The following is a 26,046-nucleotide window of genomic DNA, read 5'->3' as shown; positions in this document are numbered from 1 at the left end:
GGGCTCAAGCCCGGCGCACTTGTCCGACCTGATTTGCCGTGATCCAGGTGCCATAGAAGAACAACAGCCAGATGATGCCGCCGAAAGACGTCAGCATCGTGAAGAACGAGACGTTTACCAGGGCGAGCCCGATAGGCAGCAGCAACGGCAGTACGAGTCGGCGGTTCCAGTCCCGGGTTGCACGATCCAGAAGGATCAACCACGCCGCCAGCAGGATGCTGATGACGATGATGCCGATGGGGCCCAGGGCTGCGGCGCCGTCAGTGGCGAAGAGGCTGGCGTTCGAGTTGCTTTCCACATTGAACGAGCGCTCGGCGAGAATCCGCCCGAGCATCGGCCATTTCCTGTCGAAATCGAGCAGGCTGGGCGCGGCAACGAACTTGTTGACACCGGATACGTGGGACCAGTAGGTGTATCCCAGCCGCGAAAACAAGTCGTAATACTGCGCCACAAAGACGCCCGGGTAAGCGATAAGCCGGGTCAGGAAGTAAAAACCGAGCTTCTCGAATATTCCTATGAAGCGCCAGAGAAAGGCGATCAGCAAAGTCAGTGTGGAGAAACCCAGGGTCAGCACCGCCACATGCCGCGCCTCCATCAGGCCGCGCCGCACGATCTGGTAAAGCAGATACATCGCGATGGGAAGCAGGAATACCGTCCGCTCCGCGGTAATCATGTAGGTAATAAGAAAACCGCACAATGCAAACACTATTGCGAGCGGGCGCTTATTTGCCAAACCGTAGGCAAACAGGAAAGGGCTGAAGAGATAAGCAAAATAGACCTGCGCATAGCCAACGACGAGTGAAGTGGCCGCACCTTTTTCTCGCTGGTCGTAGACGTTTTCCAGGCTCTGGAAGCTCATGCTGTTGTGGTAAATCGCCACGAGCATTAAGCAGCAAAATAACCAGGACAGGAAGAATATCGAGACAATCCGTTTGCTGGGAATATAGGCCGGAGCGGCTGCCGGTTCCGCGCCGAAGGCTCGCACCGAGGCGAACAGCAAAGTCATGCCGAGCGAAAAGGCTCCCATCAGGTAGCCATATTTATCTATGCTTTCGTCGTGATTTTCCAGATTAATGACGACGGCCGGAACAAAAACGAGCAGAAACAACAGCAGCAGGATGACGGAAGAAGCCCGGTTGAATTTGAGCGGCATGGCCAGCGTGGGCATCACCAGCGCAACAATGATCGCGACAATTTTTGCAATGTCGAGCGATGGCTCGAAAAACCCCCAATAAGCCTGCTCCGAACTGAGATAGAGCGCATGCGATACGGAAATCGAAGCTCCGTAAACCAGCACGGAACACAGCAGTAATAATCTAGCTTTCGAAGCAGTCGGAAGGCGGCGAGCGGGCATATGATCTAGCTGCGTAATCCGTCCCTGGCAGCGGCGGCGCGACCGGCGCGGCCGGAGCAGGGGCGGGTAATGCGGCGGGTGCGTGGCCGGGGCCGGGTTTCAGTTGCGGCTGGGCACAAGCCACGCGCGGAAGGCGAAGAGGGCCACCATGAACGCAAACCCTAACAACGCTCCGACAAAGGCAGCAATGATCTTGCTGGGGCTCCGGGGCGTTTCGGTGACGTAGATCGGCGCTTCGAGGCGGGTGTTATATGTCTTGGCCTCTTGGAGTTGATCTTTCAGGATGGTCTGCTGTTCCACAAACCGCGCATGTTCCACTTCGTTCGCCCGCAACAGATAGGAAACCATGACCGGATCGGGCTGTGATTGCCCGCTTTTCACCGCATTGCTCTCTATGCTGTTGAGTATGGTCTGTCGTTCCTTCAAGTTGCTCTCGATCGAATTCGCCAAGCTCGCGAGCCGTTCCTTCTTTTCCTCGACGGCGACATCCAACAGGGCCTGGTGTTCGCGCTGCAGGACGGCGAGAGCGCCCATCAGGAGTTTTTGGGCATCTTCTTTGGTATATCCATCCACCTGCATCTGGAAAAGGCTGGGGCCTCTCTGGATTAGCGTGGTGAGCGTTTTTCTTGCCAGCTTTGCCCTCTCATCGCCGTATATATCGATGGGCATCTCGGCTGCGCGAAGCGCGTCCTGGATGAAGGACGGAAATTGAGTGCGGGCGAGCACAGCCGCAGGGTCGGTAACGGGACCTGAGCCGCCAACCTGGCCAATTTTCGCCAGTGCAATGGCTGGCCACAATTTCGGTTGTGCCATAACAATGGCGACTGCAATAACGACGCCCACCAATGCGCCAGCGATGATGGGCAGCCAGTGCGAAATAAGGATTTTCTGCAGGAAGCGATCATTTTCAGAATCGCTGTAAGGAGATGAACTCATAATGGTCTTCGTCGTATCGATATTCGTCGCGTGGCGTCTATGCGCGGCAATATCGCCGCCAGCAAGTTCCTCATAAGCACTCGGTATGAGAGATTTTTGCCCGCCTTGCGCAGGACGAATCTGATTTTTACCGGTGGCGCTTGAGAGGAGTCTGATTTTTGGCATTATGCCGGGCTCCCGCCGTGTCGTCACAATGATGATGCATAAATCTGTTAGAAGATTGTGACCTGATGCGTGGGGCGCGCGATGCTATGCGGGGCCATCAAAATGTGCTAAGTGGCGGGCTATCGGGGACAGCCTCGTCCCTCCCGCAGCGCACAACGTATGTTGTTGTACATTCGCTCTTTCGACCGTATTGCTCATGATTTGATGCCAACCCGCATTCTCATTGTCCGAACCTCGTCCCTGGGCGATCTGGTGCACATGCTGCCGGCAATATCCGACATCGCGCGCCACGTGCCGGACGCCGAAATCGACTGGATAGCAGAAGAAGCATTCGCCGAGATTCCCGGTTGGCATCCCGCAGTCAATGAGGTCATCAAAGTAGCGCACCGACGCTGGCGCAAGGCATGGTGGTCGTCGCAGGTCCGGGCCGAACGGCACGCACTGAAAGAGCGCTTGCGCGCCAAGCAATATGACATCGTGCTCGACATGCAGGCGCTGCTCAAATCCGCTTGGCTGGTTCGCCAGGCGCGAGGCGTGCGGCATGGCTTGGACTGGCGTTCGGCGCGCGAGCCGCTGGCGTCGCTTTTCTATAACGTGCGACACCGGGTCGAGTTCTGGCAACCGGCCGTCATACGTCAGCGCAAGCTGGCCGCGTTGACATTCGGCTACCAATACGCCGGCCAGCCCGATTTCGGGCTGCAGGCGTTTTCGCGCCAGGCAGCGCAGGCCGGGAACGCAGAGGCCATGGCGGAAAACGAGCCGGCCGATCCGCCGCGGTTGCATCATCTGGATACCGACCGGGGTTATGCAGTCATCATGCCGTCGGCCAGCCGCGACGACAAACTCTGGCCGGAAGATGATTGGCGCGCAGTATTCCGCCGCTTGCGCGATGCCGGCTGCACGCTGCGCTTGCTGTGCGGCAACGAAGCGGAAGCCCAGCGCGCCCGTTTGCTGGTGGCCGGCATGGATGGCGCCGAGGTGATGCCCCGCATGGATCTGACTGCCGTGGCGCGCCTGCTGGCCGGTTCGCGCCTGATGGTTGGGCTCGATAGCGGGTTGACCCACCTATCGGCCGCCCTGGGTCGTCCCACTATCGGTATCTACCGCGCTTCCACACCCGTACGCACGCCGCTGGTCGGCTCCAGCTACACCGCCAGCCTGGGCGACCGCGGGGCTTCGCCGTCGCGCGAGGCCGTGATGGCGGCGGTGGAGCAGGCTTTGGCCGCCCAGTGACATGAACCGCGGCGTCTACTCGCTGGCGCTCAGGGCATTGTCACCGCTGGTCTGGCTCTGGATGGGCCACCGCGCCAGGCGCGCGGGGGGCCAATGGGAAATCTTTTCCCCGGAACGCTTCGGCCGCGTCGCCGGGGCGCATGCTGCATCTTGGACCGCGCCCGTCTGGGTGCACGCCGTCAGCCTGGGCGAGACCCGCGCGGCGCAGCCCCTGCTGCAGGCGTTGCTGGACCGCGGCTTGCCGGTGTTGCTTACACACATGACGGCCACCGGCCGCGCCGAGGGCGCGCGCCTGTTTGCCGAGGCCATCGCCCGCGGGCAGTTGCGCCAGGCGTGGCTGCCCTACGACTTTCCCGGCGCGGCGCGGCGCTTCATGGCGGCCTATCGGCCCCGCTGCGGGTTGCTCATCGAGCGCGAAATCTGGCCGAACCTGCTGGCCGCGGCCCGGGGGGCAAAAGTACCCATGGCGCTCGTGAGCGCCCGGTTCTCGGCGTCTTCCTTGCGCCAAGCGGGCAGGATGGGCGGCGTGATGCGCGAAGCCCTGGGAGGCCTGGACGCGGTGCTGGCGCAAACCTCGGAGGATGCGGCCAGGCTGGTGCAGGCGGGCGCGCCGCAACCTGTGGTGACGGGGAATCTGAAATTCGATCTCGTCCTGCCTGCGGCGCAAGTCGGCGCGGGGCAGGCCTGGCACGAACGGCTGGGCCGGCGCGTGGTGGCCGTGGCCAGCACGCGCGAGGGCGAGGACGGCGGCTTCATCCAGGCCATCAAAGGCCAATCGGCGCTGCCGGGGGCACCACTGTTCCTGCTGATTCCGCGGCATCCTCAGCGTTTTGACGAGGCCGCGCGCCTCTTGTCGGAGGCCGGGCTGCCATATGTCCGGCGCTCACAGGGCGCGGAGCCTGGGCCGGATACCGCGGTCATGCTGGGGGATACGCTGGGCGAGATGGCTTTCTACTATGCGGCTGCGGATGTCGCGATCGTGGCAGGCAGCTTTGCGCCGCTGGGCGGCCAGAATCTGATCGAGGCCTGCGCAGCGGGCGTGCCGGTCATCGTTGGTCCGCATACGTTCAATTTCAAGCAGGCAGCGGAAGACGCCATTGCGGCAGGCGCCGCGCTGCGCGCGCCCGATACCGGCCAAGCAGTGGAGGCCGCCATGGCGCTGCTGGGCGACGAAGCGCGCCGGCGGCGCGCGGCGCAGGCGGCGCTGGCGTGGTTTCGCATGCATTCCGGCGCCACGGGACGCACGCTCAAGGCATTGGCGCCCTGGCTGGAGACGCAAACTCCGGGATAGCGCTGCGGTTTGCCTGCGCCACGGGGCGCCAGCCCGGAATCCTGCATCAAGGCGCGGCGCGAGGGGGCGTAGTCCGGGGAACCAAGGTGACGGCGCCCGGGTTCAGTTCCTGGTTGAAGCGGCGCGGATCGCGGCCTTCGTCCTCTGGGCGCACCCCCAGCCAACCCTGACCCAACGCATAGACCCCCAGATTTGCAAGCAGGATGAGGATGAAGAGCACGCGCATGGCCGGGGCTCCGGTTCAGGCTTCGGCGTCCAGGGTGGCGCGGGCGACCGCGGCCAGCCCGTCCAGGACGGGGTGATCCAGATAGATGGGTACGGGCGCGGCGCCGAATGCGCCGCCCGCGTCTGCCAGCAGGCGTTCGATTTCCTGGTGCACTTCAGGCCAGCCACCGCCCGCCGCGTAGATCTGGGGGGTCTGGCCGTAGCGCTGGCGTCCGGCCAGCCATTGGCGCACCACGGCGCCGGCCTGCGCGGCGGCGATGCCGGAGGCGATGGCCTCGTGCGTATCCGTGGGGTAGGCCACGACCTGGCCATTGGCGATGGGAAGGTTTGCGGTGCCGTGGGCCAGCGCGTTGCGCATCATGGCGGGGCCGGGAAGGATCAGGCCGCCGGCGAAGACGTTGTCCGGGCCGACAGTATCGATGGTGGTGGCGGTGCCGAAGCTGGCCAGCACGAAGGGCGGGTGCGCGCCGGGCAGGCGCGACAGCACGCCCAGCAAAGATGCCCAGCGGTCGGCGCCCAGCTGCGTGGGTGTCTTGTAGCTATTGACCAGTCCCAACGTTGCCGCCTGCGACGGCGACCAAGTCACCTCGCAGCCGTGCTTCTGCAGAATGGCGGCGATGGCCGTGCCGCGGGCCTCGCCTGCCACGTTCACGCCCAGCGCCCGCGAGGGGCGGCGTGGCAGGGCGGCCAGCCAGCGGTCCAGGGCGTCCAGGTCCAGGCCGTCGAAGGCGACCGCCGCAGGCTCGCGCGGCGTGTCGGGGTTGCTGGCGTCCAGCCAACCCACCTTGAGACGGCTGTTGCCGGAGTCGATGAGAATAATCATGCTTGGCGTCGAATCGAGATTTCACCGACCAGGATCGGTTTGGCGCCCTCGGGCGTTTGCACCAGCAGGCGGCCATGATCGTCCACGCCGCATGCGGTGCCGCTAAGAAGAATAGCGCCCTTGTCCAGGACGTTGACCTTGCGGCCGGCCAGGGCGTCCACCTGGTCGAAACGCCGCTTGAATGCGCCGAACCCCTCGCTTTCCAGGGTCTGGATGGCTTCATGCCAGGCGGTAGCGCTGGCGCAGACCAGATCGGCGGCGGTGGCAATGTGGGAAGCGTGGGCCTGCACCTGGCTCCAGTCGGCGACTTCACGTTCCAGCGCAAGCGACAGCCGGTCCGCATCGATCAGGTTGACGCCCATTCCGATGACGACCGTGTAGCCGGCTTCGGCGCCGCCAGGATTGCGGGTGGTTTCCACCAACACGCCGGCGAGCTTGGCGTCACGCCATTGCACGTCGTTGGGCCATTTCATGCAGAGTCCCGCCGCGCCCGGCCCGGCGACGGCGCGCAGGGCCTCGCAGGCGGCTACGCCGGCCAGCGGGGACAGCGCGGGCAGTTGCACGGCCGGCAGGTGGACGTCGAAGGCGCAGGAGAACATCAAGGTGGAGCCCGAACGGTTCTGCCAGGGCCGACCCGCGCGTCCGCGTCCCGTTTCCTGCAGGTGCGTGCCCAGCAGCCAGGGTTTGCCTACCCCGCGCGCACGGGCGCGTGCCAGCAGGTCGGCGTTGGTCGACCCGGTGCTGCCGGTCCAGGCGATATCCTGGAAGGCGGGCAGGCGAGCGGCCAGTTCCCGGGCCAGGGCTTGCGGCGCGGGCAGGTCGATTGGGCGGACTTGATCGGACATGGCGGCGATTGTAGGGCACACCGCGTACGGCCGCGCTGGCGGCGCGCCTGCGCGGGGCGCATATCTGCGTATATCATTGACGACACATTTTGCATTGGTAGCCTCTCTGCATGCCGCATTCCGCTTCGTCCGCACCCGCCGCCGCGCCTTTCCGCTTCGAAGGAGGCGTGTGCCATGTGGCCGGCGACTGGAGCGTGCTGGCGCTGGCCGAACCGGGCGAGGTGCAGCGCCGCCGGGAGGCGCTGGCCTGCGCGACCGATGGCGGGGCGCGCTGGGATCTGCATGGCATTGGCCGCCTGGACACGATAGGCGCGCTGTTGATCTGGGAGGCCTGGGGCCACAAGCTGCCCGAACGGGTGCGCTGGTCCGCCGGGCAGCAGGATGTATTCAATGCGTTGGCCATGAACAAGGGCGAAGCCCCGGCTGCGGCTGCCAAACGCGATCCCTGGAGCTGGTTGCGCGCCGTGGGCGAGGCCATATTCAAAGGCCTCGATAACGGGCGCGCTTTGTTGATCATGCTCGGGCAGCTCATCCTGGACCTGGGCGGGATGCTGCGCCGTCCGAGCAGGGGGCCATGGCGCGAGATCTCGGCGCAGGTGTACCGCACCGGGGCTCAAGCGCTCGGCATTACGGCACTGGTCGGCTTCCTGATAGGCGTGGTCCTGTCGTATCTGTCCGCGCAGCAGTTGCAGATGTTCGGTGCCGATCGCTTCATCGTCCGCCTGCTGGGCGTGTCGATCGTGCGCGAATTGGGACCGGTGTTGGCTGCCATTCTGGTTGCTGGCCGTTCGGGTTCGGCTATCACCGCGCAGATTGGCGTCATGCGCGTAACCCAGGAGCTGGACGCGATGCTGGTCATGGGTATTTCCCATGGACAGCGCCTGATCCTGCCGCGTGTGGTGGCCCTGGCCGTGACCATGCCGCTGCTGGTGCTGTGGACAGATGCCATGGCGCTTATGGGAGGCATGCTGGCTGCCCAGGCGAAATTGGGCATATCGGCCCAATGGTTCCTGCAGTCGCTGCCGGATGCCATTTCGCTGACCAACTATTGGATCGGTATCCTGAAAGGGGTGACGTTCGGCATACTGATTGCGCTGATCGCTTGCCATTTTGGCCTGTGCATCCAGCCCAACACGGAAAGCCTGGGCCGTGGCACCACCACATCAGTGGTCACTTCCATTACCGGCGTGATCCTGCTGGATGCGCTTTACGCCGTGATCTTCAGTTCGGTGGGCATCTGATGAACAGCGCCACCCAGCACAAGCTGTTCGTGGAGGACGGGGTCACCGTAGAGCCCGTCATCACGGTGCGCGGGTTGCGCACCGCATTCGGCGATCACGTGGTGCACGACAACCTGGACCTGACCGTCTTTCCGGGCGAGATCCTCGTGTTGGTGGGGGGCTCGGGGACGGGCAAGACGGTGCTCCTGCGGCAGATCATCGGGTTGGACCAGCCCGCCGCCGGCACGGTGCGGGTGCTGGGCCATTCGCTGTTCGAGCTGACGCCGGCCGAGCGCCGGCGGCTGTCCTACCGCTGGGGCATGCTGTTCCAGGCGGGGGCGTTGTTTTCCGCGCTGTCGGTGTTCGACAATGTGGCCTTGCCGCTGCGGGAGTTGCGCACGGTGCCGGAAGACCTGGTGCGCGACGTCGTCATGTGCCGATTGGCCATGGTGGGCCTGTCGGCCCGCGACGCCGACAAACGGCCTTCGGATCTGTCGGGCGGCATGGTCAAGCGCGTGGCGCTGGCGCGTGCGCTGTCGCTGGATCCGGAACTGCTGTTCCTGGACGAACCCACGGCCGGCCTGGATCCGCTGCGGTCCGACGAATTCGTGGATCTGGTGCGCAGTCTGCACCGGCAATTGGGATTTACCGTCGTCATGGTGACGCACGACCTGGACACGCTGTTGGCGTTGGCCACGCGCGTCGCCGTGCTCGCGGACAAACGGGTGATCGTGTGTGACACGGTGCCGGAAGTATTGAAGGTCGATCACCCGTTCATTCACACGTTCTTCCTTGGCGAGCGCGGCCTGCGCGCGCTCGGGGATCTGGCGCCGAAGGGATTGCATCATGGAAAACCGTAGTCATGCGCTCATGGCCGGCATCTTCACGCTGGTCCTGCTGGCCGCCGCCGCGCTGGTGGCCGTCTGGATCGGACGGGACCGGACCCAACTGCAGCCATACGAAATCATCTCCGCCACCGCCGTCAGCGGCCTGAATCCGCAGTCCACGGTGCGCTATCAGGGTGTGCCGGTGGGCAAGGTGCAGTCGCTGGCCCTGAACCCGGACAAGCCCGGGCAGGTGCGCATCCGCATCGGCGTTGCGCCGAATACGCCGATCACCGAATCGACCTGGGCCGAGCTGGGCGTGCAGGGTGTGACGGGCATGTCCAACGTGGAATTGCGCGACGACGGCACCTCGACGAAGCGGCTGGCGTCGTCGGCCGCGCACCCCGCCGCCATTCCGCTGCGCCCCGGCTTTCTTGATCGCATCGAGCAGCGCGGCGGCAAGCTGATCTCGAACGTGGAAGAAGTCACCGAACAGCTTCGGCGCGTGCTGAGCGAGCAGAACGTGCAGGCGCTTACCGCCAGCCTGCAGAACGCCACCGACATCACCCAATCGCTCAGGGACGCCAGCCGGGATCTGGCGCCCACGCTGGCCAAGCTTGGGCCTCTGATGGATTCGCTGGGCAAGACTTCGCGCCAGGCCGACCGCGCGGCGCGCGAAGTCGCCGACCTGGCCGAGCAGGCCCGCCAGTCGCTGGCGCGGCTGAATGCGCCCGACGGGCCCTTGTCCGCCGCTACCAGCAGCCTCAATGACATCGCCCTGGCCGCCGCGCGGCTGGATGGCGAAACCCTGCCGGCGATCACCAGCATGGCCACCAATGTCAGCGCGGCCGCGCGAGGCGCGACCGTTACCCTGCGCCGTGTGGACAACACGCCGCAATCGTTCCTGTTCGGCCCGGCGCCCCGCGAGCCCGGACCCGGCGAGGCCGGCTTTGCAGGCTTCGGGAGATCGTCCAAATGATGAAGATGCGTAGCGCCGTTCTTATCCTGACGCTGGCTTTGGCCGGATGCGGCATTGGCCGCGTGGCTGCCCCGCCCTCGGTGTTCGACCTGGGCCTGGATTCCCGTCCGGTGCCGGCATTGCCTGCCCGCGACACGGTCGCGCTGGTTTTCCAGGCCGTGCCCAGCCTGTCTGATACCGGGGTGATCTGGCGCGTGGGCGATAGCGCCGCGCCCAAGGCCTATGCCGGCTATCGCTGGGCGTCGCCGCCGGCGGACCTGGTGCGTCAGAGACTCACGGAGCGGTTGTCGCGCCAGGGGCCCGTGCTGGACGAACGCGTCACCCTCCAGACGCCGCAGCTGCAGGTGTCCCTGTCCCAGTTCGAGCAGGTTTTTGCGCCCGATGGCCAGGCCAGCGAAGGCCGCGTGGTGCTGCAAGCGGTCTTGCTCAGCGGCCGCAACGTGCTGGGCCAGACGCGTATCGCGACGCAGGCGCCCGCTCCCACGCAGGACGCGCAAGGCGGGGTCGCGGCGTTGCGTCAAGCGACGGACGAGGCTGCCGACCAATTGGCACAGTGGCTGGCCACGACCCTCAAGCCCACGCCCCGACCGGGCGGTTAACATCGCTATTTTTCCCGCATTCCGAGTCTCGCCATGTCCGCACGCACTGAAACCCACGCATTCACTGGAGCCGCCGGCCGCATCGATTGCGCCGTGGATTGGCCCGCGGGCACGCCGCGAGGCTGGGCGCTGGTCCTGCATCCGCATCCGCTGCAGGGCGGTGCGCGCGAGAACAAGGTGGTCACGACCTTGTCGCGCGCCTGCGTGCAGCACGGCCTGGTAGCCGTGCGCCCCAATTTCCGCGGGGTCGGACAGTCCGAAGGCACGTTCGACAAGTCCGTGGGCGAGACCCAGGACATGTTGGCGGTGGTGGCGCAGATGCGTGAACTGCACCCCGATCTGGCCCAGGCGCCATGGGTGCTGGCCGGTTTTTCGTTTGGCACGGCGGTTGCGGCGCAAACTTATGCGGCGCTGGCAGAGCAGGGCGACGCCGTCCTGCCTTCCGCCTTGATGCTGATGGGCCCGGCCGTGAACCGTTTCCAGTCGCACGAAGTACAGGTGCCGGACGACACGCTGATGGTGCATGGCGAGGAAGACGAGGTGGTGCCGCTGTCCGAGGCCATGGACTGGGCGCGCCCGCGTTCCATTCCCGTCGTGGTGGTGCCGGGCGCATCGCACTTTTTCCATGGCAAGCTGCTGGTGCTGCGCCAACTGGTGCAGGCGCGGCTGAAGGTTGCGCTGGATTGAAGCGTAAGCGCCGCTGTCGCGGCGCGAGCGGCTTCAGCCGGGCCAGCGCGAGCCGCGGATCACGCTGCAGAAGTTGCCGGGCCTGAAGGCGGGCTCCTTGTCGGCAATGACATCCGCCTTGACGTTGCCGAACGTCGTCTGCGGCTTGTGCTTGATACCGTCGTAGAAGGCTTGAATGATTTCCTCCTTGAAGCGGGGCCCGCGCGGATGCGCCGCCACCACCGCTTCGCGCTGGGCATCGCCGTATTCGCCATAGGTCAAGCCCAGCACGTCCATTTCCACGCCCGCCGTAACCAGCGCGATGACGGGATGCATGAACTCCGGAATGCCCGGGGTTGTGTGCAGCGCAATGGCAGTCCACACCAGATCGATGTCCTGCTGTGAAATGCCGCGGCTTTTCAGGAAATCGCGGGCGGCGTTCGCGCCGTCCACTTCGAAGCGGCAGCAGTCGCTGCCGTGCTGATGCGTCAGGCCCATGTCGTGGAACATGCAGCCGCAATAAAGCAGTTCCGGGTCGAATGCCAGCCCGCGGCGTTTGCCGGCCAGGGCGCCGAAGTAATAGACCCGGCTGGAATGATGAAAGAGCAGCGGCGTGGCGGTGTCGCGTACCAGCTCTGTGATCTCGCGGGCGAGTTTGCTGTCGGGAATCTGAATGCCGTCGATGACTGGATTCATGGCGGGAGTCCTTGGAAGGGGAGAGGTCGATAAATTCTCCCGCCGCACTAGAATGGCTTCAATTGTCGTAATACGCCAAATTCCGCCAAAACATGCGATTTCGCGACGCTTGGCGGCAAGGCGCTCCTGTCATGACCAAGACCATTGCCATTCTTGCGCTGCCCGGCGTGCAGATGCTCGACGTCTCCGGACCCCTGGATGTGTTCGCCCAGGCCAATGCCGAGCTAGGACGTGAGCTGTACGCGTTGCGCGTGGTGGGCTACGAGGCCGGTCCCATCCGCTGTTCGTCTGGCGCGCGCCTGTTGCCCGACATGGCGGTGGGCGATCCGGCTCCCCGTTTCGATACCCTGCTTGTGGCCGGCACGCCGCAAGCGGCCGGCGCCGTGCTCAGCAACTCCGCCATGCGATGGCTGCGCGCGACGGCCAAAGGCGCCAGGCGCTATGGCTCGGTGTGTACCGGCGCGTTCATGCTGGCTGCGGCAGGCCTGCTGGACGGCCGGCGGGTGACTACCCATTGGAACGCGGCCTCGCGGCTGCGCGAGGCCTATCCCAAGGTGACCGTCGAGGAGGATGCCCTGCATGTGCGCGACGGCAAGGTGCGTACCTCGGCCGGCGTGACGGCGGGCCTGGATCTGGCGTTGTCCTTGGTCGAGGAAGACCTGGGGCGGGAATTGGCTGCCAGCGTCGCTTCCCAGCTGGTGATGTTCTTCAAGCGGCCCGGCGGACAACTGCAATTCAGCCGCAAGGGACAAGCCGGACCGGTCGGACGCTCGGCGCTGCAGGAAGTCCAGCGCTGGGTCGCCAGCAATCCCGGTATGCCGCTGTCGGTGGAAGCGCTGGCCGATCATGCGGGGCTGAGTTCCAGGCACTTTGCGCGGCTGTTCCATGCCGAGGTGGGCATCACTCCTGCCGCGTGGGTCGAGCTGACCCGCATCGCCGCGGCCCGTGCGTTGCTGGAGGGTGGCGCCGCAACGCCCAAGCAAGTCGCGGCGCAATGCGGCTTCGCCAACGTCGACACCTTGCGTCGCGCCTTCGTCAAGCACGTGGGCGTTTCGCCGGCCGTGTATCGCCGGCATCACGGCGACAATCCCGATTGATGTTATTCACGGCGCCAAGGCTCGAAGGTTGCATCAGGTTGCATGTTTTAGTTGCAGGGGAACCCCGGGCGGGCGGGACCGGTCTGATCGACTGCCTATAATTGTCAGCCACTTGCCCCGCGCCGGCGGGCGTCATTACTGGACCCACGTTGCCGATGAAGAATTTGCCTTACTCCGCTCACTCCCCCGTTGTCTTTACCCGCCGCCTGCTGTCAGGTGCGGTGCTGTCGGCCATGCTGGCAGCTTCGATGCCGGTCTGGGCGCAGCAGGCTCCGGCCGCGGCGCCCGCCGCAGCCGCCGGTGCCGCGGCCCCGGCTCCGAATGCGTCGGCGGTGGTGCCGGTGGGCGACGTATCGGCCGTGCCGGCCCCCACGATCGCGGCCAAGGCCTGGATCGTGATGGACGTGAACAGCGGCCAGACCCTGGCGGCTTCCAACCCGGACATGAAGGTAGAGCCTGCCTCGCTCACCAAGATCATGACGGCCTACGTCGTGTTCAACGCGCTGGATGAAAAGCGCCTGACGCTGGAGCAGACCGTGCCGGTCTCCGAGCGCGCCTGGCGCACGGGCGGTTCGCGCATGTTCATCGAACCGCGCAAGCCGGTCACTGTCGACGAACTGAACCAAGGCATGATCGTGCAGTCCGGCAACGACGCGTCGGTGGCCCTGGCCGAGGCCGTGGGCGGCAGCGAGGCCTCGTTCGCCTCGCTGATGAACCAGGAAGCCGAGCGCCTGGGCATGCGCAACACGCACTTCATGAACGCGACCGGCCTGCCCGATCCGCAGCACATGACCTCCACGCGCGACCTGGCCATCCTGTCTTCGCATCTGATCACCGATCACCCGGACCACTTCCACTACTACAAGCAGAAGAGCTACACCTACAACAAGATCACGCAGCCCAACCGCAATCGCCTGCTGTGGGCCGATCCCTCGGTGGACGGCATGAAGACCGGCCATACCGATTCGGCCGGCTATTGCCTGGTGTCGACCGCGGTGCGCGGCGACCGCCGCATCCTGGTGGTCGTGGTGGGTACCGACAGCGAGGCCACCCGTGCCGAGGAAAGCCTGAAGCTGCTGAACTGGAGCTTCCAGAACTTCGACACGGTGAAGCTGTTCGACAAGAGCCAGCCCGGCATCGATGCCCGCGTCTGGGAAGGCACGGCTGAAAACGTCAAGCTCGGTCCGCCCAACCCGGTGTCGATCGCGGTGCCGCGCGGCAAGGCCGGCGACCTCAAGCCGGTGGCTCAGCGCACGGATCCGCTGATCGCCCCGCTGGCCAAGGGCCAGCAAGTCGGCACGCTGCAGTTCACGCTGGACGGCAAGGTGCTGCGCACCGAGCCGTTGGTGGTGCAGGACGCGGTCGAACGCGCTGGCTTCTTCGGCCGCATGGTCGATACCGTCAAGCGCTGGTTCGAATAATCCCGCCGCGCCGCAGGCGCGGTCGCGGGTGTAAGCTAGCAACGGGCGTTTCGCATGAAACGCCCGTGCTCTATTCACGGGACGGGCCGGGCGGTTCGTCCCTATCCATTTCATACTCAGGAGTGCCTCATGATTCCGGGCGTGCCGGGCGAAAGCCAGGTGTATCTCAACGGTGAGTTCCTGCGCGTGGACGAGGCCAAGGTCTCCGTCCTCGACCGCGGCTTCATTTTCGGCGACGGCATTTACGAAGTCGTCCCCGTGTACCAAGGCAATGCATTCCGCATGGCCGAACACCTCAACCGTCTGGACCGCAGCCTGGCTGCCTTGCGGATTGCCCAGCCCTTCGACCGCGAAGGCTGGATCGACCTGATCCAGCAGCTGCTGGCGCGAACCAACCTGGAAACCTGCATCGTCTACCTGCAGGTGACGCGCGGCGTAGCCAAGCGCGACCACCAGTTCCCCTCGACTCCCGTCGCACCGACGGTTTTCGGCATGATCTCGGCCTGGGCGCCGCCGCCAGCCGCGCAGCGCGAGCGTGGCCTCGCCGCCATCAGCATTCCCGACGAACGCTGGCTGCACTGCGAGATCAAGTCGGTTTCCCTGTTGGGCAACGTGCTGGCCAAGCAGCAGGCGGTTGATGCGCAGGTCGACGAAGTGGTGCAGTTCCGCGACGGCTATCTGACGGAAGGCTCGTCCACCAATATCTGGGTGGTTTCCGGCGGCAAGCTATTGGCGCCGCCCAAGAACAACCTGATCCTGGAAGGCATCCGCTACGGCTTGCTGGGCGAGCTGGCCGCCGAGGCCGGCATCCCGTTCGAGTCGCGTCCCATCTCGCAGCAAGAGGTAGAACAGGCGGACGAGCTCATGCTGTCCTCGGCCACCAAGGAAGTGCTGGCCATCGTGTCGCTGGACGGCAAGCCGGTGGGCTCGGGCAAGCCCGGCCCTGTTTTTGCGCAATTGCGGGCGGGTTATGATGCCCGCATCGCCGCGCTTTAAGTCCGGCGTCACCGGGCGGCTCCCGCGGGGCCGCCCCGGCGGCCTTGCCAGCTGGCGGTTTGCCCCCATATAAACAGGATCTGGCCGCCCCGTGGCAGACACCCTTGGGTGCAAATCGAGCGGTGGCCGCGCCCTGGGGGGCAACACCATATAGGCACATCATGCAACAAATCCCGCCCGAAGAATCCCTCATCGAATATCCCAGCGACTTTCCCATCAAGGTCATGGGCAAGCAGCATCCTGAGTTCGCGCAGACGCTGACCGAAGTCGTGCTGCAATTCGATCCCGAATTCGACGCCGCCACGGTGGAGATGCGGCCCAGCAAGGGCGGCAACTACATGGGCCTGACCTTCACGGTGCGTGCGACCTCGCGCGAGCAGCTGGACGCGCTCTACCGTGCACTGCACGGCCACCCGATGGTGTCCATCGTCCTCTAGCGCAAAAGCAGGACTGCTGTGATCAAGTGGCTCGCGCGGCCGGCCGACTACCTGTCGGTCTGGCACGACATGCAGGCGTACACCAATCTGCGCGGCGCCGATACGCCTGACGAGATCTGGCTCTGCGAGCATGCGCCCGTCTATACGCTGGGGCAGGCTGGCCTGCCCCAGCACGTGCTCAACCCCGGCAATATCCCTATCGTCCACTGCGACCGCGGCGGACAGGTGACCTACCACGGTCCAGGCCAGGTCATGGCCTATGCGCTGTTCGACCTGCGCCGCGCCGACATCTACGTCAAGGAATACGTCAATCTGCTCGAGGGCGCGGTCATCGACACGCTGGCCGAGATGGGGGTGGCCGATGCCTGCCGCAAGCCTGGTGCGCCAGGGGTCTATGTGCCCGATCCGGACGGCGGCGAGCTGGCCAAGATCGCAGCTCTTGGCATCAAGATCCGCAATGGCCGGGCCTATCACGGCGTTTCGTTGAACGTGCAGATGGACCTGGCGCCGTTCCTCGGCATCAATCCTTGCGGCTATGCAGGGCTGCGCACCGTGGACATGGCGGCCTGTGGCGTGCGCCGCGAGCCTACCGAGACCGGTGAGGCGCTGGCGCGCAACCTGGCGCAGGCCTGGGACCGGGCAAGGAACAAAACATGAAGACCTACAGCGCAGCCGATGTGGCCGCGACTACCCCCGAGGCATTGGCCCGTTTGCGCGAGCACGGTCCCGCCGAGGACTATGCCGCATGGATTCGCGCCGCGGCTGAACTGGGGCTGATCGAAGCCCAGACCATCTACGGGCAGATGCTGCTGGACGGCGTGGGCGTTGAGCGCGATCCGGAACAGGGGCTGGCCTGGTTCAAGCGCGCCGCCCATGCCGACCATCCCATGGCCGTCAATATGGTGGGCCGCTGCTACGAGAACGGCTGGGGCGTGCCTCGGGACGACACTGTCGCGGCTTACTGGTTCCGGCTGGCCGCGGGCCACGGCCTGGACTGGGGCATGTACAACTACGCCCATATGCTGCGCAGCGGCCGCGGCGGCGTAGCGCAGGATTCCAAGGCAGCGCTGGCCCTCTATCAGAAAGCGGCAGACGCCGGCCATGTGAAGTCGATCGGCGTGGTCGGCCGCTACTATGAAGCCGGCGAGGTCGTCGGGCAGGACATGGAGCATGCCTTCGATTGCTATCGGCGCTGTGCCGAGGGGGGCGATTTCCGGGGCATGTTCCATCTCGGGCGGCTGCTGTTGCTGCGCGGGCGCAAGCAAGATGCCGCGCAATGGCTGGTCCGCGTGCCGGAAACGGCCACGCCCGCGTTCCTGCGGGAAGCCAACGCCATGCTGGAGGACTGCGGTTTTCCGGCGCTGTATGAAACGTAGCGCGGGTTGACGGGTTAACCGAGCTAGGTGCTCAGCCGTTCTTCCAGCATCACTTCCACGGTTACACGTTCGCCCGTCCCGCGTTCGCCTTCCAGGCGGTCCAGCAGCAGTTGGCCGGCACGCCGGCCCAGGGTGGCGGCATCGGCGCCCAGGGTCGTCAAGCCTTGCGCCCATTGCGCGGCGCTGCCGTCGTCCGAATAGCCCAGCACGGCCAGGTCCTGCGGCACGTGCAGGTCGCGGTTATGAGCTTCCGACACCGCGGCTGCCGCCAGCAGGTCCGTCGTGCAGAACACGGCTTCGAAGATCGTGTTGGTGGCCAGCAGGCGCAGGAACGCCATGCGGCCGTCGTTCATGTGCTGGGCCTCGGGTTGCACGATGTCCGCAACCAATTCCAGCCCCAGCGCGGCTGCGCTGCTGATGAAGCCTTCGCGCCGGGCGCGTTCCCAGGGATTGTCGGCGCTGATGCAGGCCACGCGCGCGTGGCGCTTGGCGGCCAGGTGCCGCGCTGCCATGCGGCCGGCTTCCTCGTTGTCGATCACAATGGCGCTGTCCAGCAGCTGGGCGGACGCGCTCCAGGTTTCCACGACGGGGATCTCCAGCGCGGCCACGGCGTTGCGCAGGGCGGGATTGTCCAGCGGGCCGATGATCAGGGCGGCGGCCGGATGCAGGTCGCCGAGCCGAGGCAGGGACGCGGCCTCTTGCCAGGGGCCGGCGGCCAGGTAGTAGCCGGCGGGCAACAGCAATTCGGTGCAGGCCTGCATGGCGCGGGCCGCGGGCGCCCAGTCCAGTCGGGGCGCGATCAGGGCGATGGGGCGTGGCAGGGGCAGGGAAGACATGGGTGAAATCGGCGGGGTCATCAGGCGTGACGATAACCCAGGCCAGCCCCGACCGCGGGAGCGGGTCGCCCGGGGGGCGGTGCCCCGCCGGGCGGATCCGGGCGGCGGAGGGTAAAATGCCGTTTTTGTCCCAGACCCGGCGTGTCCGCGCGCCGGTCATGAAGGTGTCCCATGTCTACGCTCGCCGAGTCTCCTGTTCCCTCGAACGAATCCACCGCCGCGCCCGCGGACGCGGCCTACGATCCGACGCAAAAGCAGAAATCGCAGGCCAAGACGGCGCGCATTCCCATCAAGATCGTTCCGGCGGAGCGCCTGAAGAAGCCCGAGTGGATCCGCGTGAAGGCCGCCGCGCCCGGCTCGCGCTTCTACGACATCAAGCGCATCCTGCGCGAGCACAACCTGCACACGGTGTGCGAGGAAGCGTCCTGCCCGAACATCGGCGAATGCTTCGGCAAGGGCACGGCCACGTTCATGATCATGGGCGACAAGTGCACGCGCCGCTGCCCCTTCTGTGATGTGGGCCACGGCCGCCCGGATCCACTGGACACCAACGAACCCCTGAACCTGGCGCGCACCATCGCCGCGATGAAGCTGTCGTATGTCGTGATCACCTCGGTGGACCGCGACGACCTGCGCGACGGCGGCGCCGGCCACTTCGTGGATTGCATCACCCATATCCGCGAACTGTCGCCCAATACCCGCATCGAGGTATTGGTCCCCGACTTCCGCGGCCGCCTGGACCGCGCATTGACCATCCTGAACGCCGGCCCTCCGGACGTCATGAACCACAACCTGGAAACCGTGCCGCGCCTGTACAAGCAGGCGCGTCCGGGTTCGGATTACATGCATTCGCTGAAGCTGCTGGCGGAGTTCAAGAAGCTGCACCCCGAGGTCCCCACCAAATCCGGCCTGATGCTGGGCCTGGGTGAGACCGACGAGGAAATCCTGCAGGTGATGCGCGACATGCGCGAGCATAACGTGGACATGTTGACCATCGGCCAGTACCTGCAGCCCTCGGAGCACCACCTGCCGGTGTTGCGCTACGTGCATCCGGACACCTTTGCCATGTTCGAGCGCGAAGCCTATGCCATGGGCTTCTCGCATGCTGCGGTGGGCGCGATGGTGCGTTCTTCGTACCACGCCGACGAACAGGCGCACGCCGCTGGCGTGAACTGAATCAGCAGGCCGGCGCGTCGGCGAACGACGCGCCGTTGCGATCCTTCTCGGAAAGCAGCGGCGGCTGCCGGCAGGGCCAGGCGATCGCCAGGTCCGGATCGTCCCACCGGATGCAGCGTTCGTGCTGCGGGGCGTAATAATCCGTGGTTTTGTACAGGACCTCGGCAGCATCCGACAGCGTCAGGAAGCCGTGGGCAAATCCCTCGGGAATCCATATTTGGCGCTTGTTCTCCGCGCTGAGCAGCGTGCCTACCCATTTGCCGAATGACGGCGAGCCGCGGCGCAAGTCCACCGCCACGTCGAAGATCTCGCCCGCGCAGACGCGCATGAGCTTGCCCTGGGGTTGTTCGACTTGATAATGCAGCCCGCGTAACACGCCCTGGACCGAGCGTGAGTGGTTGTCCTGCACGAACCGGCGCTGAAGTCCAGTGGCCGCCTCGAACACAGCCTGGTTGAAGCTCTCGAAGAAAAAGCCGCGTTCGTCACCGAATACCTTGGGTTCCAGCAGCAGCACGTCGGGAATGGCGAGAGGAGTGGCTTTCATCAGAATGCGGGTTGTTTGCCAGGTTGGATGAGCTGATCCAGGGTGCGATCCACCTGTTCGGTCCATGATGGCATGCGCAGTTCAAGTGCACGCGACAGTTTGGTCGTATCCAGCGTGGAGTTGCACGGCCGTTGCGCGGCCGCCGGATAGTCCCGGGCCGCAATCGCATGTATCCGTTCGGGGGTCAAAGCCAGTATGGCGCCGCGCGCAGCGGCCCCGGCAACAATGTACTTTGCATAGGCATGCCAGTTGGTCGAGCCGCCGGCGGCCAAGTGGTAAGTCCCCCCGGGCAACCGACCCGCTTGATGTTGCCGGATCGCCAGGGCAGCAAGGTCCGCGACCAGCTCGGCCGACGTGGGCGTGCCGTGCTGATCGGACACCACCTCCAGGCGTTCCCGTTCCCCCGCCAAACGCAGCATGGTTTTCAGGAAATTCCGGCCATGCGTTGAATAAATCCATCCGATTCTGAACACCAGCGCATCGCAACCGGCGGCCTGAATGGCGTGCTCGCCCGCCAGCTTGGTGCTGCCATATACGTTCAAGGGATTGGGACTGTCGGTTTCCCGATAGGCTCGCTCTTGCGTACCGTCGAACACATAGTCGGTGGAAAAATGGACCAGCAAGGCACCGGCCGCCCGGGCATGGCACGCCAGGATGGCGACCGCCGCGGCGTTGACCTGGGCGGCGGTATCGCGGTCGGTCTCGGCGGCATCCACTGCCGTATAGGCGGCGGCATTCACGATTGCATCCGGCCGGTGGGACGACAGAAGCGCGAGCAGGGCGTCCTGGTCGCGTAGATCGACGTCGCCGCGCCCCAGCGCCACGAGTTCTCCCTGGGGGAGCAGGGCGCGGCGCAGTTCCTGGCCGACTTGGCCGTCCTTGCCCAGCAATAGAATTTTCACGCCGCCCTTGCCCAATTTATTACGCTTCCCAGGCCCAACCGCGACAGGCGCGGCCGGGCGCGAGACTACTTGCGCGCCTGGGCGCCGGCCCAGAACGTGTCTTTCTGCCCCGCATGCTGGTTTATACAACGCGCCAGCACGAACATCAGGTCCGACAGGCGGTTCAGGTACAGGCGCACCGGCGGGTTTACCGGGTCGACCCGGGCCAGCGCCACGACGGCACGTTCGGCGCGGCGGCAGACCGTGCGTGCCACATGCGCCTGCGCCGAGCCGCGTGAGCCTCCCGGCAGGATGAACTCGCGCAAGGGCGCCAGGGTCTCGTTATAGTGGACCAGGCGGGCGTCCAGACGGGCGATGTGTTCGTCCGTCAGCGCGGTATGGCCAGGGATGCAGAGCTCCGCGCCCATGTCGAACAGGTCATGCTGGATGGCCAGCAGGTCGGTGGATATATCGGCGGGCAGGTCTTCCGTCAGCAGAACGCCGATCACGCTGTTCAACTCGTCGACGTCGCCCATGGCTGCGATGCGCGGGGCGTCCTTGGGTGTCCGGGACCCGTCCCCAAGACCCGTGGTGCCGTCGTCTCCCGTGCGGGTGGCAATGACGGATAAGCGGTTGGCCATGGGAGCTCCTGAAATGAGTGACGAAAGGTATAGCTTTTGCGTCCAGCCATGATGCTGGGCGGCGCGGGCCGTGTGTTCAGCAATCAACTGTCAAAATTGTTGCGTCACGGCGGGGGAACTGTTGCACAAGGGCGGTATCCTAGCACTACGGATAGCAGGGGGCGGCGCACGCCGGCTCCACGCTTTTCTTGCAATCGGAGGATATCTGCATGGTTTTTGACCGCAAGTATGCAATACCCATGGCCGCAGCCGCGGTGGTGGCCGTCGTCACGCTGGCAGCGCCGCTGGCGTTCGCCCAGCAGGCAGAGGCCAGCGGGGAAGTGCGGCGCGTGGATCCGGCCGCTGGCAAGGTCACGATCAAGCACGACGCCATCAAACAACTGGACCTGCCCGCCATGACGCTGGTCTATGAAGCGGATCCGGCGTTGCTGGCCAAGATCAAGGCGGGCGACAAGGTGCGCTTCACCGCTGTCCGCAAGGACGGCAAGTACATGGTCACCGCGATCGCGAACTGACGCCGTCCGCTCGCCGCCCAAGAAAACGCCGTCCGTTGCCCTGAGGCGCCGGACGGCGTTTTGTCGTGAGCGCGCGGCGCGCGCCCGCGTTTTACAGCACGTAGCGCGCCAGGTCCTGGCTGCTGGCGGCTTCCGCCAATTGCGCGTTGACGTAGGCGGCGTCGATCTTCACGCTCTTGTCGCTGCTGGAAGTGGCGTCGAAGGAGAGTTCGTCCAGCAGCTTTTCCATCACCGTGTACAGGCGACGGGCGCCGATGTTCTCGGTGGTTTCATTGACCTCGTAGGCCAGCTCGGCCAGGCGGCGCACGCCTTCTTCCGTGAATTCCAGTTGCAGGTCTTCGGTCGCCATCAGCGCCGTGTACTGCTTGGTGAGCGACGCGTCCGTGTCGGACAGAATGCGCACGAAGTCTTCGGCGGTCAGCGATTCGAGTTCGACGCGGATCGGGAAGCGGCCCTGCAGTTCGGGGATCAGGTCCGAGGGGCGCGACAGATGGAAAGCGCCGGACGCGATGAACAGGATGTGGTCCGTGCGCACCATGCCGTAGCGGGTGTTGACGGTGGTGCCTTCAACCAGGGGCAGCAGGTCGCGCTGCACGCCTTGGCGCGACACGTCCGCGCCGCCGGATTCCTGGCGGGCCGCGATCTTGTCGATTTCGTCCAGGAAGACGATGCCGTTCTGCTCGACATTGTTGATCGCCACGGTGCGCAGGTCTTCTTCGTTGACGCGCTTGGCGGCCTCTTCGTCGACGATCAGCTTGAAGGCCTCGCGCACCTTCATCTTCTTCGGCTTTTTCTTGTCGCGGGCCAGACCGGCGAACATGCCGCGCAGTTGCTCGGCCATTTCTTCCATGCCCGGGGGCGTCATGACGTCCATCTGCGGCACGGCCTGGGCGACTTCGATCTCGATCTCGAGGTCGTCGATCTTGCCCTCGCGCAGGCGCTTGCGGAAGGTCTGGCGGGCGCTGTTGTCCTCGCCGCGTTCCGGTTCGCCGGAGGCGCCGCGCGCGGGCGGGACCAGGGCGTCCAGGATGCGGTCTTCGGCAGCGTCTTCCGCCTGGGTGCGCACGCGGCGCATTTCCAGTTCGCGGGTCTGCTTGATCGAGTATTCGGTCAAATCGCGGATGATGGTGTCGACGTCGCGACCCACGTAGCCCACCTCGGTGAACTTGGTGGCTTCGATCTTGATGAAGGGCGCGTTGGCCAGCTTGGCCAGGCGGCGCGCGATTTCGGTCTTGCCCACGCCGGTGGGGCCGATCATGAGGATGTTCTTGGGGTGGATCTCGTGGCGCAGGGGCTCGGCGACTTGCTGGCGGCGCCAGCGGTTGCGCAGCGCCACGGCCACGGCGCGCTTGGCGCGGTTCTGGCCGACGATGTACTTGTCGAGTTCGGAGACGATCTCTCCGGGCGTCATGTTGGATGCGGACATGAGGGCGGATCCTTGAAGCTAGGGCGGGCTGGGGTGGGGCCGCGGCGCGCTGGGCGCCGCCAGCGGATGTCAGTCACCCAGCGTTTCGATGACGTGGTTCTGGTTGGTGTAAATGCAGAGGTCGCCGGCGATTTCCAGCGATTGCTTGACGATGGTCTCGGGCGGCAGCTCGGTATTGCGCAGCAGCGCAAGTGCGGCCGACTGGGCGTAGGCGCCGCCGGAGCCAATGGCCGCCAGGCCGTGTTCCGGTTCGAGCACGTCGCCGTTGCCGGTCAGCACGAGGGTGTGCTCGGCGTCGGCAACGATCAGCATCGCTTCCAGGCGGCGCAGCACGCGGTCGGTGCGCCAGTCGCGGGTCAGTTCGACCGCGGCGCGCATCAGATTGCCCTGGTGTTTTTCCAGCTTGGCTTCGAAGCGTTCCTGCAGGGTGAACGCGTCGGCGGTGGCGCCGGCAAAGCCGGCCAGAATCTTGTCGTGGTACAGGCGGCGGATCTTGCGGGCAGTGCCCTTGATGACGATGTTGCCCAGGGTGACCTGGCCATCGCCGCCCAGTGCGACGCGGTTGCCGCGGCGCACGCACACGATGGTGGTGGCGTGAAATTGTTCCATGCGTTCCTTCCTATGAAGGGATTAGCTGGGGGCGGTTCCGAGGAAATCAAGGCGGGACGATTGTGTCCCCTTTTGGAGCCGGCCTGAAAAAAAGGCCATGCTGGAAACCAGCATAGCCTTTCAGCGCATGGCTTGAATACGGGACGGATCAGTCGCCGTAGAGCTTCTGACGCATCTCGCGGCGTTCCTGCGCTTCGAGCGACAGAGTGGCCGTCGGGCGTGCCAACAGGCGCGGGATGCCGATGGGTTCGCCGGTTTCTTCACACCAGCCGTACTCGCCGCTGTCGATGCGGGCGATGGACTGTTGCACCTTCTTCAGCAGCTTGCGCTCGCGGTCGCGGGTACGCAGCTCCAGGGCGTGTTCTTCCTCGATCGTGGCGCGGTCGGCGGGATCGGGCACGAACTGGGTTTCCCGCAGGTGCTCGGTGGTCTCGCCGGCGTTGGCCAGGATGTCCTGCTCGAGTTGTTTGAGCCGTTCCTTGAAGAATGCCAGCTGGCGTTCGTTCATATAGTCGGACTCGGGCATGGCCAGCAATTCTTTCTCGCTGGGCAGATCAATCGCCGTATCGCTCGTCGACTTGCTTGATTTCTTGGTTGCTGCCTTGGTAGCCATGAAAACACTCCACTATGAATCGATCCTGGCGCGGGCGTCCATTCCCGGTCCGTATTACTTGTTGCCTACGCTATTCGTACCTCACAGTACTGCCTTCGTCGCATCACGTCACGTCAGGAAGGGGGATTACCCCGCCAGGCACTGCTCCAAGCCCCGGGTGAAAATCTCCTGGGGCAGCTTACGGCCGATGAAAACCATCTTCGTGGACGGTTTTTCGGCTGCGGTCCACGGCTTGCCGGGTTCGGCGCCCATCATCATGTGCACACCCTGGAACAACATGCGGCGGTTGATGCCCTTCATGTACAGGATGCCCTTGTAGCGCATCAGGTCGGGACCATAGACCTGCACCACGCCGCCCAGGAATTCCTCAAGCCGCGCGGGATCGAACGGCTTGTTGGAACGGAACACGAACGCGCCGATTTCGTCGTCGTGCTGATGATGGTGATGATGATGGGCATGATTGCAATGCGCCCCGCACTCGCCTTCGTGATCATGGTCGTGATCGTGACCGTGGTCATGGCCATGCTCGTGTCCATGGTCGTGGTCGTGGGCGGCGTCGGGGTGTTCATCGGCCAGGAAATCCGGGTCGATGTCCAGAATGGAATTCAGGTTGAAGCCGCTGATGTCGATGATGGACTTCAGATCGACTTCGCCGAAGTTGACCGGCGTGATCGGCGCGCGCGGGTTCATGTGAACCAGACGGTGGCGCAGCGCTTCGTAGTCGACTTCGTTGACCAGGTCCCGCTTCGAGATCAGGATGCGGTCGGCGAAACCGACCTGCTTCTGGGCTTCGGGTTGGGCGTCGAGGGTGGCCATGCCGTGCTTGGCGTCGACCACGGTAACCACCGCGTCCAGACGGTAGTACTCGGCGATATCGTCATCCATGAAGAACGTCTGGCAGACGGGGCCGGGGTTGGCCATGCCGGTCGTCTCGATGATGACGCGTTCGAAAGTCAGTTCGCCCGCTTCGCGCTTGGCACGCAGTTCACCCAGGGTGCGCATCAGGTCGCCGCGCACCGTGCAGCAGACGCAGCCGTTGGACAGCTCGATGATTTCTTCGTTGCTGTCCTGCACCAGCAGGTCGTTGTCGATGCTTTCCGGCCCGAACTCGTTTTCGATGACCGCGACGCGGCGGCCATGGTATTCGGTCAGGATGCGTTTGAGCAGGGTGGTCTTGCCCGCACCGAGAAAGCCGGTGAGGATGGTGACGGGAACCATTTTGTCCAAACTGCGCGGGGTGTTCATGGCGAAGCTGCTAGCGTGAAGTCAAGGCGTTAAACAGGAACTCTCGGCGGGGATCGCAACCCTGTTTTGCAACGCCGTCGTGCGACGTGTGAACGGGGTTTCCCAGTCTTTGCCGGAGGATGTTTGCCGCAGGCTGCATGGGCCGCCTGCAGCGGCCGGACGCAGGATTACAGCACAGTCGGGGGCAGGGGGCAAACCCAGGGTCAACCCTGGGGCCGTAGCCATCCAGATGGCGTCCGTACGCCGTCAAGTATCGGGCGATACCACTATTTGGGGGCGGTTTGCCGGATTTCAAGGGCGCGATGCGCACTTCCGGGCGAGCTGCCGCGTGCGGGCTTGCGCCTGAGGGTGGAGAGGCAGGGCAGTGCCTGCCCCGC

Annotated in this window: 29 protein-coding genes; 15 read left to right on the top strand and 14 right to left on the bottom strand. The window is 65.0% G+C overall.

Annotated features, from left to right (window positions below):
• Positions 1-4: 4 nt before the first annotated feature.
• Positions 5-1,354, bottom strand: coding sequence for a hypothetical protein (locus CEY08_RS21120; RefSeq protein ID WP_076816741.1), 1,350 nt, complete (start codon positions 1,352-1,354; stop codon positions 5-7).
• Between the two features lie 99 nt (positions 1,355-1,453).
• Complete coding sequence (locus CEY08_RS21115; protein WP_126389678.1) at positions 1,454-2,455, bottom strand: hypothetical protein; 1,002 nt, start codon at positions 2,453-2,455, stop codon at positions 1,454-1,456.
• Between the two features lie 204 nt (positions 2,456-2,659).
• Between CEY08_RS21115 and waaC the strand changes: the two genes are divergently transcribed.
• A complete protein-coding gene (waaC, locus tag CEY08_RS21110; RefSeq protein ID WP_042796000.1) occupies positions 2,660-3,688 on the top strand; it encodes a lipopolysaccharide heptosyltransferase I in 1,029 nt (342 codons plus the stop codon).
• A 1-nt stretch (position 3,689) separates the two neighbouring features.
• A complete protein-coding gene (locus CEY08_RS21105) occupies positions 3,690-4,979 on the top strand; it encodes a 3-deoxy-D-manno-octulosonic acid transferase (RefSeq protein WP_088607784.1) in 1,290 nt (429 codons plus the stop codon).
• A gap of 46 nt (positions 4,980-5,025) precedes the next feature.
• Here CEY08_RS21105 and CEY08_RS21100 read toward each other — a convergent pair whose 3' ends face one another.
• From CEY08_RS21100 to CEY08_RS21090, 3 genes are read right to left on the bottom strand one after another with little or no spacing between them, the layout of a single operon-like run.
• Positions 5,026-5,205, bottom strand: a complete 180-nt coding sequence (locus CEY08_RS21100; protein ID WP_042796002.1) for a hypothetical protein — start codon at positions 5,203-5,205, stop codon at positions 5,026-5,028.
• 15 nt (positions 5,206-5,220) lie between these two features.
• Complete coding sequence (locus tag CEY08_RS21095; RefSeq protein WP_063961792.1) at positions 5,221-6,027, bottom strand: type III pantothenate kinase; 807 nt, start codon at positions 6,025-6,027, stop codon at positions 5,221-5,223.
• Positions 6,024-6,872 carry a biotin--[acetyl-CoA-carboxylase] ligase gene (locus CEY08_RS21090; RefSeq protein WP_063641473.1) on the bottom strand — a complete coding sequence of 283 codons (849 nt, stop codon included), beginning with the start codon at positions 6,870-6,872 and terminating at the stop codon, positions 6,024-6,026. The genes CEY08_RS21095 and CEY08_RS21090 overlap by 4 nt, the downstream gene beginning before the upstream one ends.
• Positions 6,873-6,982: 110 nt before the next feature.
• Here CEY08_RS21090 and CEY08_RS21085 point away from each other — a divergent pair, with 110 nt between their 5' ends.
• The 5 genes from CEY08_RS21085 to CEY08_RS21065 are packed head-to-tail and all read left to right on the top strand — an operon-like array spanning position 6,983 to position 11,181.
• A complete protein-coding gene (locus CEY08_RS21085) occupies positions 6,983-8,113 on the top strand; it encodes an MlaE family ABC transporter permease (protein ID WP_076816736.1) in 1,131 nt (376 codons plus the stop codon).
• Complete coding sequence (locus CEY08_RS21080) at positions 8,113-8,952, top strand: ABC transporter ATP-binding protein (protein WP_042796005.1); 840 nt, start codon at positions 8,113-8,115, stop codon at positions 8,950-8,952. The genes CEY08_RS21085 and CEY08_RS21080 overlap by 1 nt, the downstream gene beginning before the upstream one ends.
• Positions 8,939-9,895 (top strand): MlaD family protein, encoded by a 957-nt coding sequence (locus tag CEY08_RS21075; RefSeq protein WP_063961793.1) that lies wholly within the window; start codon positions 8,939-8,941, stop codon positions 9,893-9,895. Before CEY08_RS21080 ends, CEY08_RS21075 begins: the two co-directional genes overlap by 14 nt.
• On the top strand, positions 9,895-10,494 hold the full coding sequence (locus CEY08_RS21070; RefSeq protein WP_063961796.1) for an ABC-type transport auxiliary lipoprotein family protein: 600 nt from the start codon (positions 9,895-9,897) through the stop codon (positions 10,492-10,494). The genes CEY08_RS21075 and CEY08_RS21070 overlap by 1 nt, the downstream gene beginning before the upstream one ends.
• 33 nt (positions 10,495-10,527) lie before the next feature.
• Positions 10,528-11,181, top strand: coding sequence for an alpha/beta hydrolase (locus CEY08_RS21065; RefSeq protein ID WP_042796006.1), 654 nt, complete (start codon positions 10,528-10,530; stop codon positions 11,179-11,181).
• Positions 11,182-11,214: 33 nt separating this feature from the next.
• On the opposite strand, the gene CEY08_RS21060 is transcribed toward CEY08_RS21065, so the two are convergent.
• Positions 11,215-11,856: an HD domain-containing protein gene (locus CEY08_RS21060; RefSeq protein WP_076816734.1), complete on the bottom strand. Its 642-nt coding sequence runs from the start codon at positions 11,854-11,856 to the stop codon at positions 11,215-11,217.
• A gap of 131 nt (positions 11,857-11,987) precedes the next feature.
• Here CEY08_RS21060 and CEY08_RS21055 point away from each other — a divergent pair, with 131 nt between their 5' ends.
• The 6 genes from CEY08_RS21055 (at position 11,988) to CEY08_RS21030 (ending at position 17,183) form a co-directional block, all read left to right on the top strand.
• Positions 11,988-12,953, top strand: a complete 966-nt coding sequence (locus CEY08_RS21055; protein WP_076816731.1) for a GlxA family transcriptional regulator — start codon at positions 11,988-11,990, stop codon at positions 12,951-12,953.
• 155 nt (positions 12,954-13,108) lie between these two features.
• Positions 13,109-14,374: a D-alanyl-D-alanine carboxypeptidase family protein gene (locus CEY08_RS21050; protein ID WP_088143390.1), complete on the top strand. Its 1,266-nt coding sequence runs from the start codon at positions 13,109-13,111 to the stop codon at positions 14,372-14,374.
• 129 nt (positions 14,375-14,503) lie between these two features.
• A complete protein-coding gene (locus tag CEY08_RS21045; RefSeq protein ID WP_076816729.1) occupies positions 14,504-15,370 on the top strand; it encodes a D-amino acid aminotransferase in 867 nt (288 codons plus the stop codon).
• Positions 15,371-15,531: 161 nt separating this feature from the next.
• Entirely contained in the window at positions 15,532-15,807 is a 276-nt protein-coding gene (locus CEY08_RS21040; RefSeq protein WP_042796010.1) for a YbeD family protein, read from the top strand.
• An 18-nt stretch (positions 15,808-15,825) separates the two neighbouring features.
• Complete coding sequence (gene lipB, locus CEY08_RS21035) at positions 15,826-16,464, top strand: lipoyl(octanoyl) transferase LipB (RefSeq protein WP_042796011.1); 639 nt, start codon at positions 15,826-15,828, stop codon at positions 16,462-16,464.
• Complete coding sequence (locus tag CEY08_RS21030) at positions 16,461-17,183, top strand: tetratricopeptide repeat protein (RefSeq protein ID WP_076816726.1); 723 nt, start codon at positions 16,461-16,463, stop codon at positions 17,181-17,183. Before lipB ends, CEY08_RS21030 begins: the two co-directional genes overlap by 4 nt.
• 23 nt (positions 17,184-17,206) lie before the next feature.
• Here CEY08_RS21030 and CEY08_RS21025 read toward each other — a convergent pair whose 3' ends face one another.
• A complete protein-coding gene (locus CEY08_RS21025; RefSeq protein WP_076816724.1) occupies positions 17,207-18,019 on the bottom strand; it encodes a LacI family DNA-binding transcriptional regulator in 813 nt (270 codons plus the stop codon).
• Positions 18,020-18,190: 171 nt separating this feature from the next.
• Between CEY08_RS21025 and lipA the strand changes: the two genes are divergently transcribed.
• Positions 18,191-19,195: a lipoyl synthase gene (gene lipA, locus CEY08_RS21020; protein WP_042796014.1), complete on the top strand. Its 1,005-nt coding sequence runs from the start codon at positions 18,191-18,193 to the stop codon at positions 19,193-19,195.
• Position 19,196: 1 nt separating this feature from the next.
• Here the strand turns inward: lipA and rfbC are convergent, their stop codons facing one another.
• The 3 genes from rfbC to CEY08_RS21005 all read right to left on the bottom strand — a co-directional run bounded on the left by rfbC (position 19,197) and on the right by CEY08_RS21005 (position 21,261).
• A complete protein-coding gene (gene rfbC / locus CEY08_RS21015) occupies positions 19,197-19,739 on the bottom strand; it encodes a dTDP-4-dehydrorhamnose 3,5-epimerase (RefSeq protein WP_042796015.1) in 543 nt (180 codons plus the stop codon).
• On the bottom strand, positions 19,739-20,641 hold the full coding sequence (rfbD, locus tag CEY08_RS21010) for a dTDP-4-dehydrorhamnose reductase (RefSeq protein ID WP_076818050.1): 903 nt from the start codon (positions 20,639-20,641) through the stop codon (positions 19,739-19,741). The genes rfbC and rfbD overlap by 1 nt, the downstream gene beginning before the upstream one ends.
• Before the next feature lie 65 nt (positions 20,642-20,706).
• Positions 20,707-21,261, bottom strand: a complete 555-nt coding sequence (locus tag CEY08_RS21005; RefSeq protein WP_042796016.1) for a cob(I)yrinic acid a,c-diamide adenosyltransferase — start codon at positions 21,259-21,261, stop codon at positions 20,707-20,709.
• Positions 21,262-21,470: 209 nt separating this feature from the next.
• Here CEY08_RS21005 and CEY08_RS21000 point away from each other — a divergent pair, with 209 nt between their 5' ends.
• On the top strand, positions 21,471-21,776 hold the full coding sequence (locus tag CEY08_RS21000) for a copper-binding protein (protein ID WP_042796017.1): 306 nt from the start codon (positions 21,471-21,473) through the stop codon (positions 21,774-21,776).
• A 91-nt stretch (positions 21,777-21,867) separates the two neighbouring features.
• On the opposite strand, the gene hslU is transcribed toward CEY08_RS21000, so the two are convergent.
• The 4 genes from hslU to CEY08_RS20980 all read right to left on the bottom strand — a co-directional run bounded on the left by hslU (position 21,868) and on the right by CEY08_RS20980 (position 25,669).
• Positions 21,868-23,202: an ATP-dependent protease ATPase subunit HslU gene (gene hslU, locus CEY08_RS20995; protein WP_042796018.1), complete on the bottom strand. Its 1,335-nt coding sequence runs from the start codon at positions 23,200-23,202 to the stop codon at positions 21,868-21,870.
• Between the two features lie 69 nt (positions 23,203-23,271).
• Positions 23,272-23,811, bottom strand: coding sequence for an ATP-dependent protease subunit HslV (gene hslV, locus CEY08_RS20990; protein WP_008160807.1), 540 nt, complete (start codon positions 23,809-23,811; stop codon positions 23,272-23,274).
• A 148-nt stretch (positions 23,812-23,959) separates the two neighbouring features.
• Entirely contained in the window at positions 23,960-24,424 is a 465-nt protein-coding gene (dksA, locus tag CEY08_RS20985; protein WP_006389752.1) for an RNA polymerase-binding protein DksA, read from the bottom strand.
• Positions 24,425-24,550: 126 nt separating this feature from the next.
• Complete coding sequence (locus tag CEY08_RS20980) at positions 24,551-25,669, bottom strand: CobW family GTP-binding protein (RefSeq protein ID WP_042796019.1); 1,119 nt, start codon at positions 25,667-25,669, stop codon at positions 24,551-24,553.
• Positions 25,670-26,046: the final 377 nt, after the last annotated feature.

It is taken from the genome of Achromobacter insolitus, assembly GCF_002209555.1.
GTDB lineage: Bacteria > Pseudomonadota > Gammaproteobacteria > Burkholderiales > Burkholderiaceae_B > Achromobacter > Achromobacter insolitus.
The sequence above is the reverse complement of the archived record's forward strand: the minus strand, read 5'-3'. Positions and strand labels throughout refer to the sequence as shown.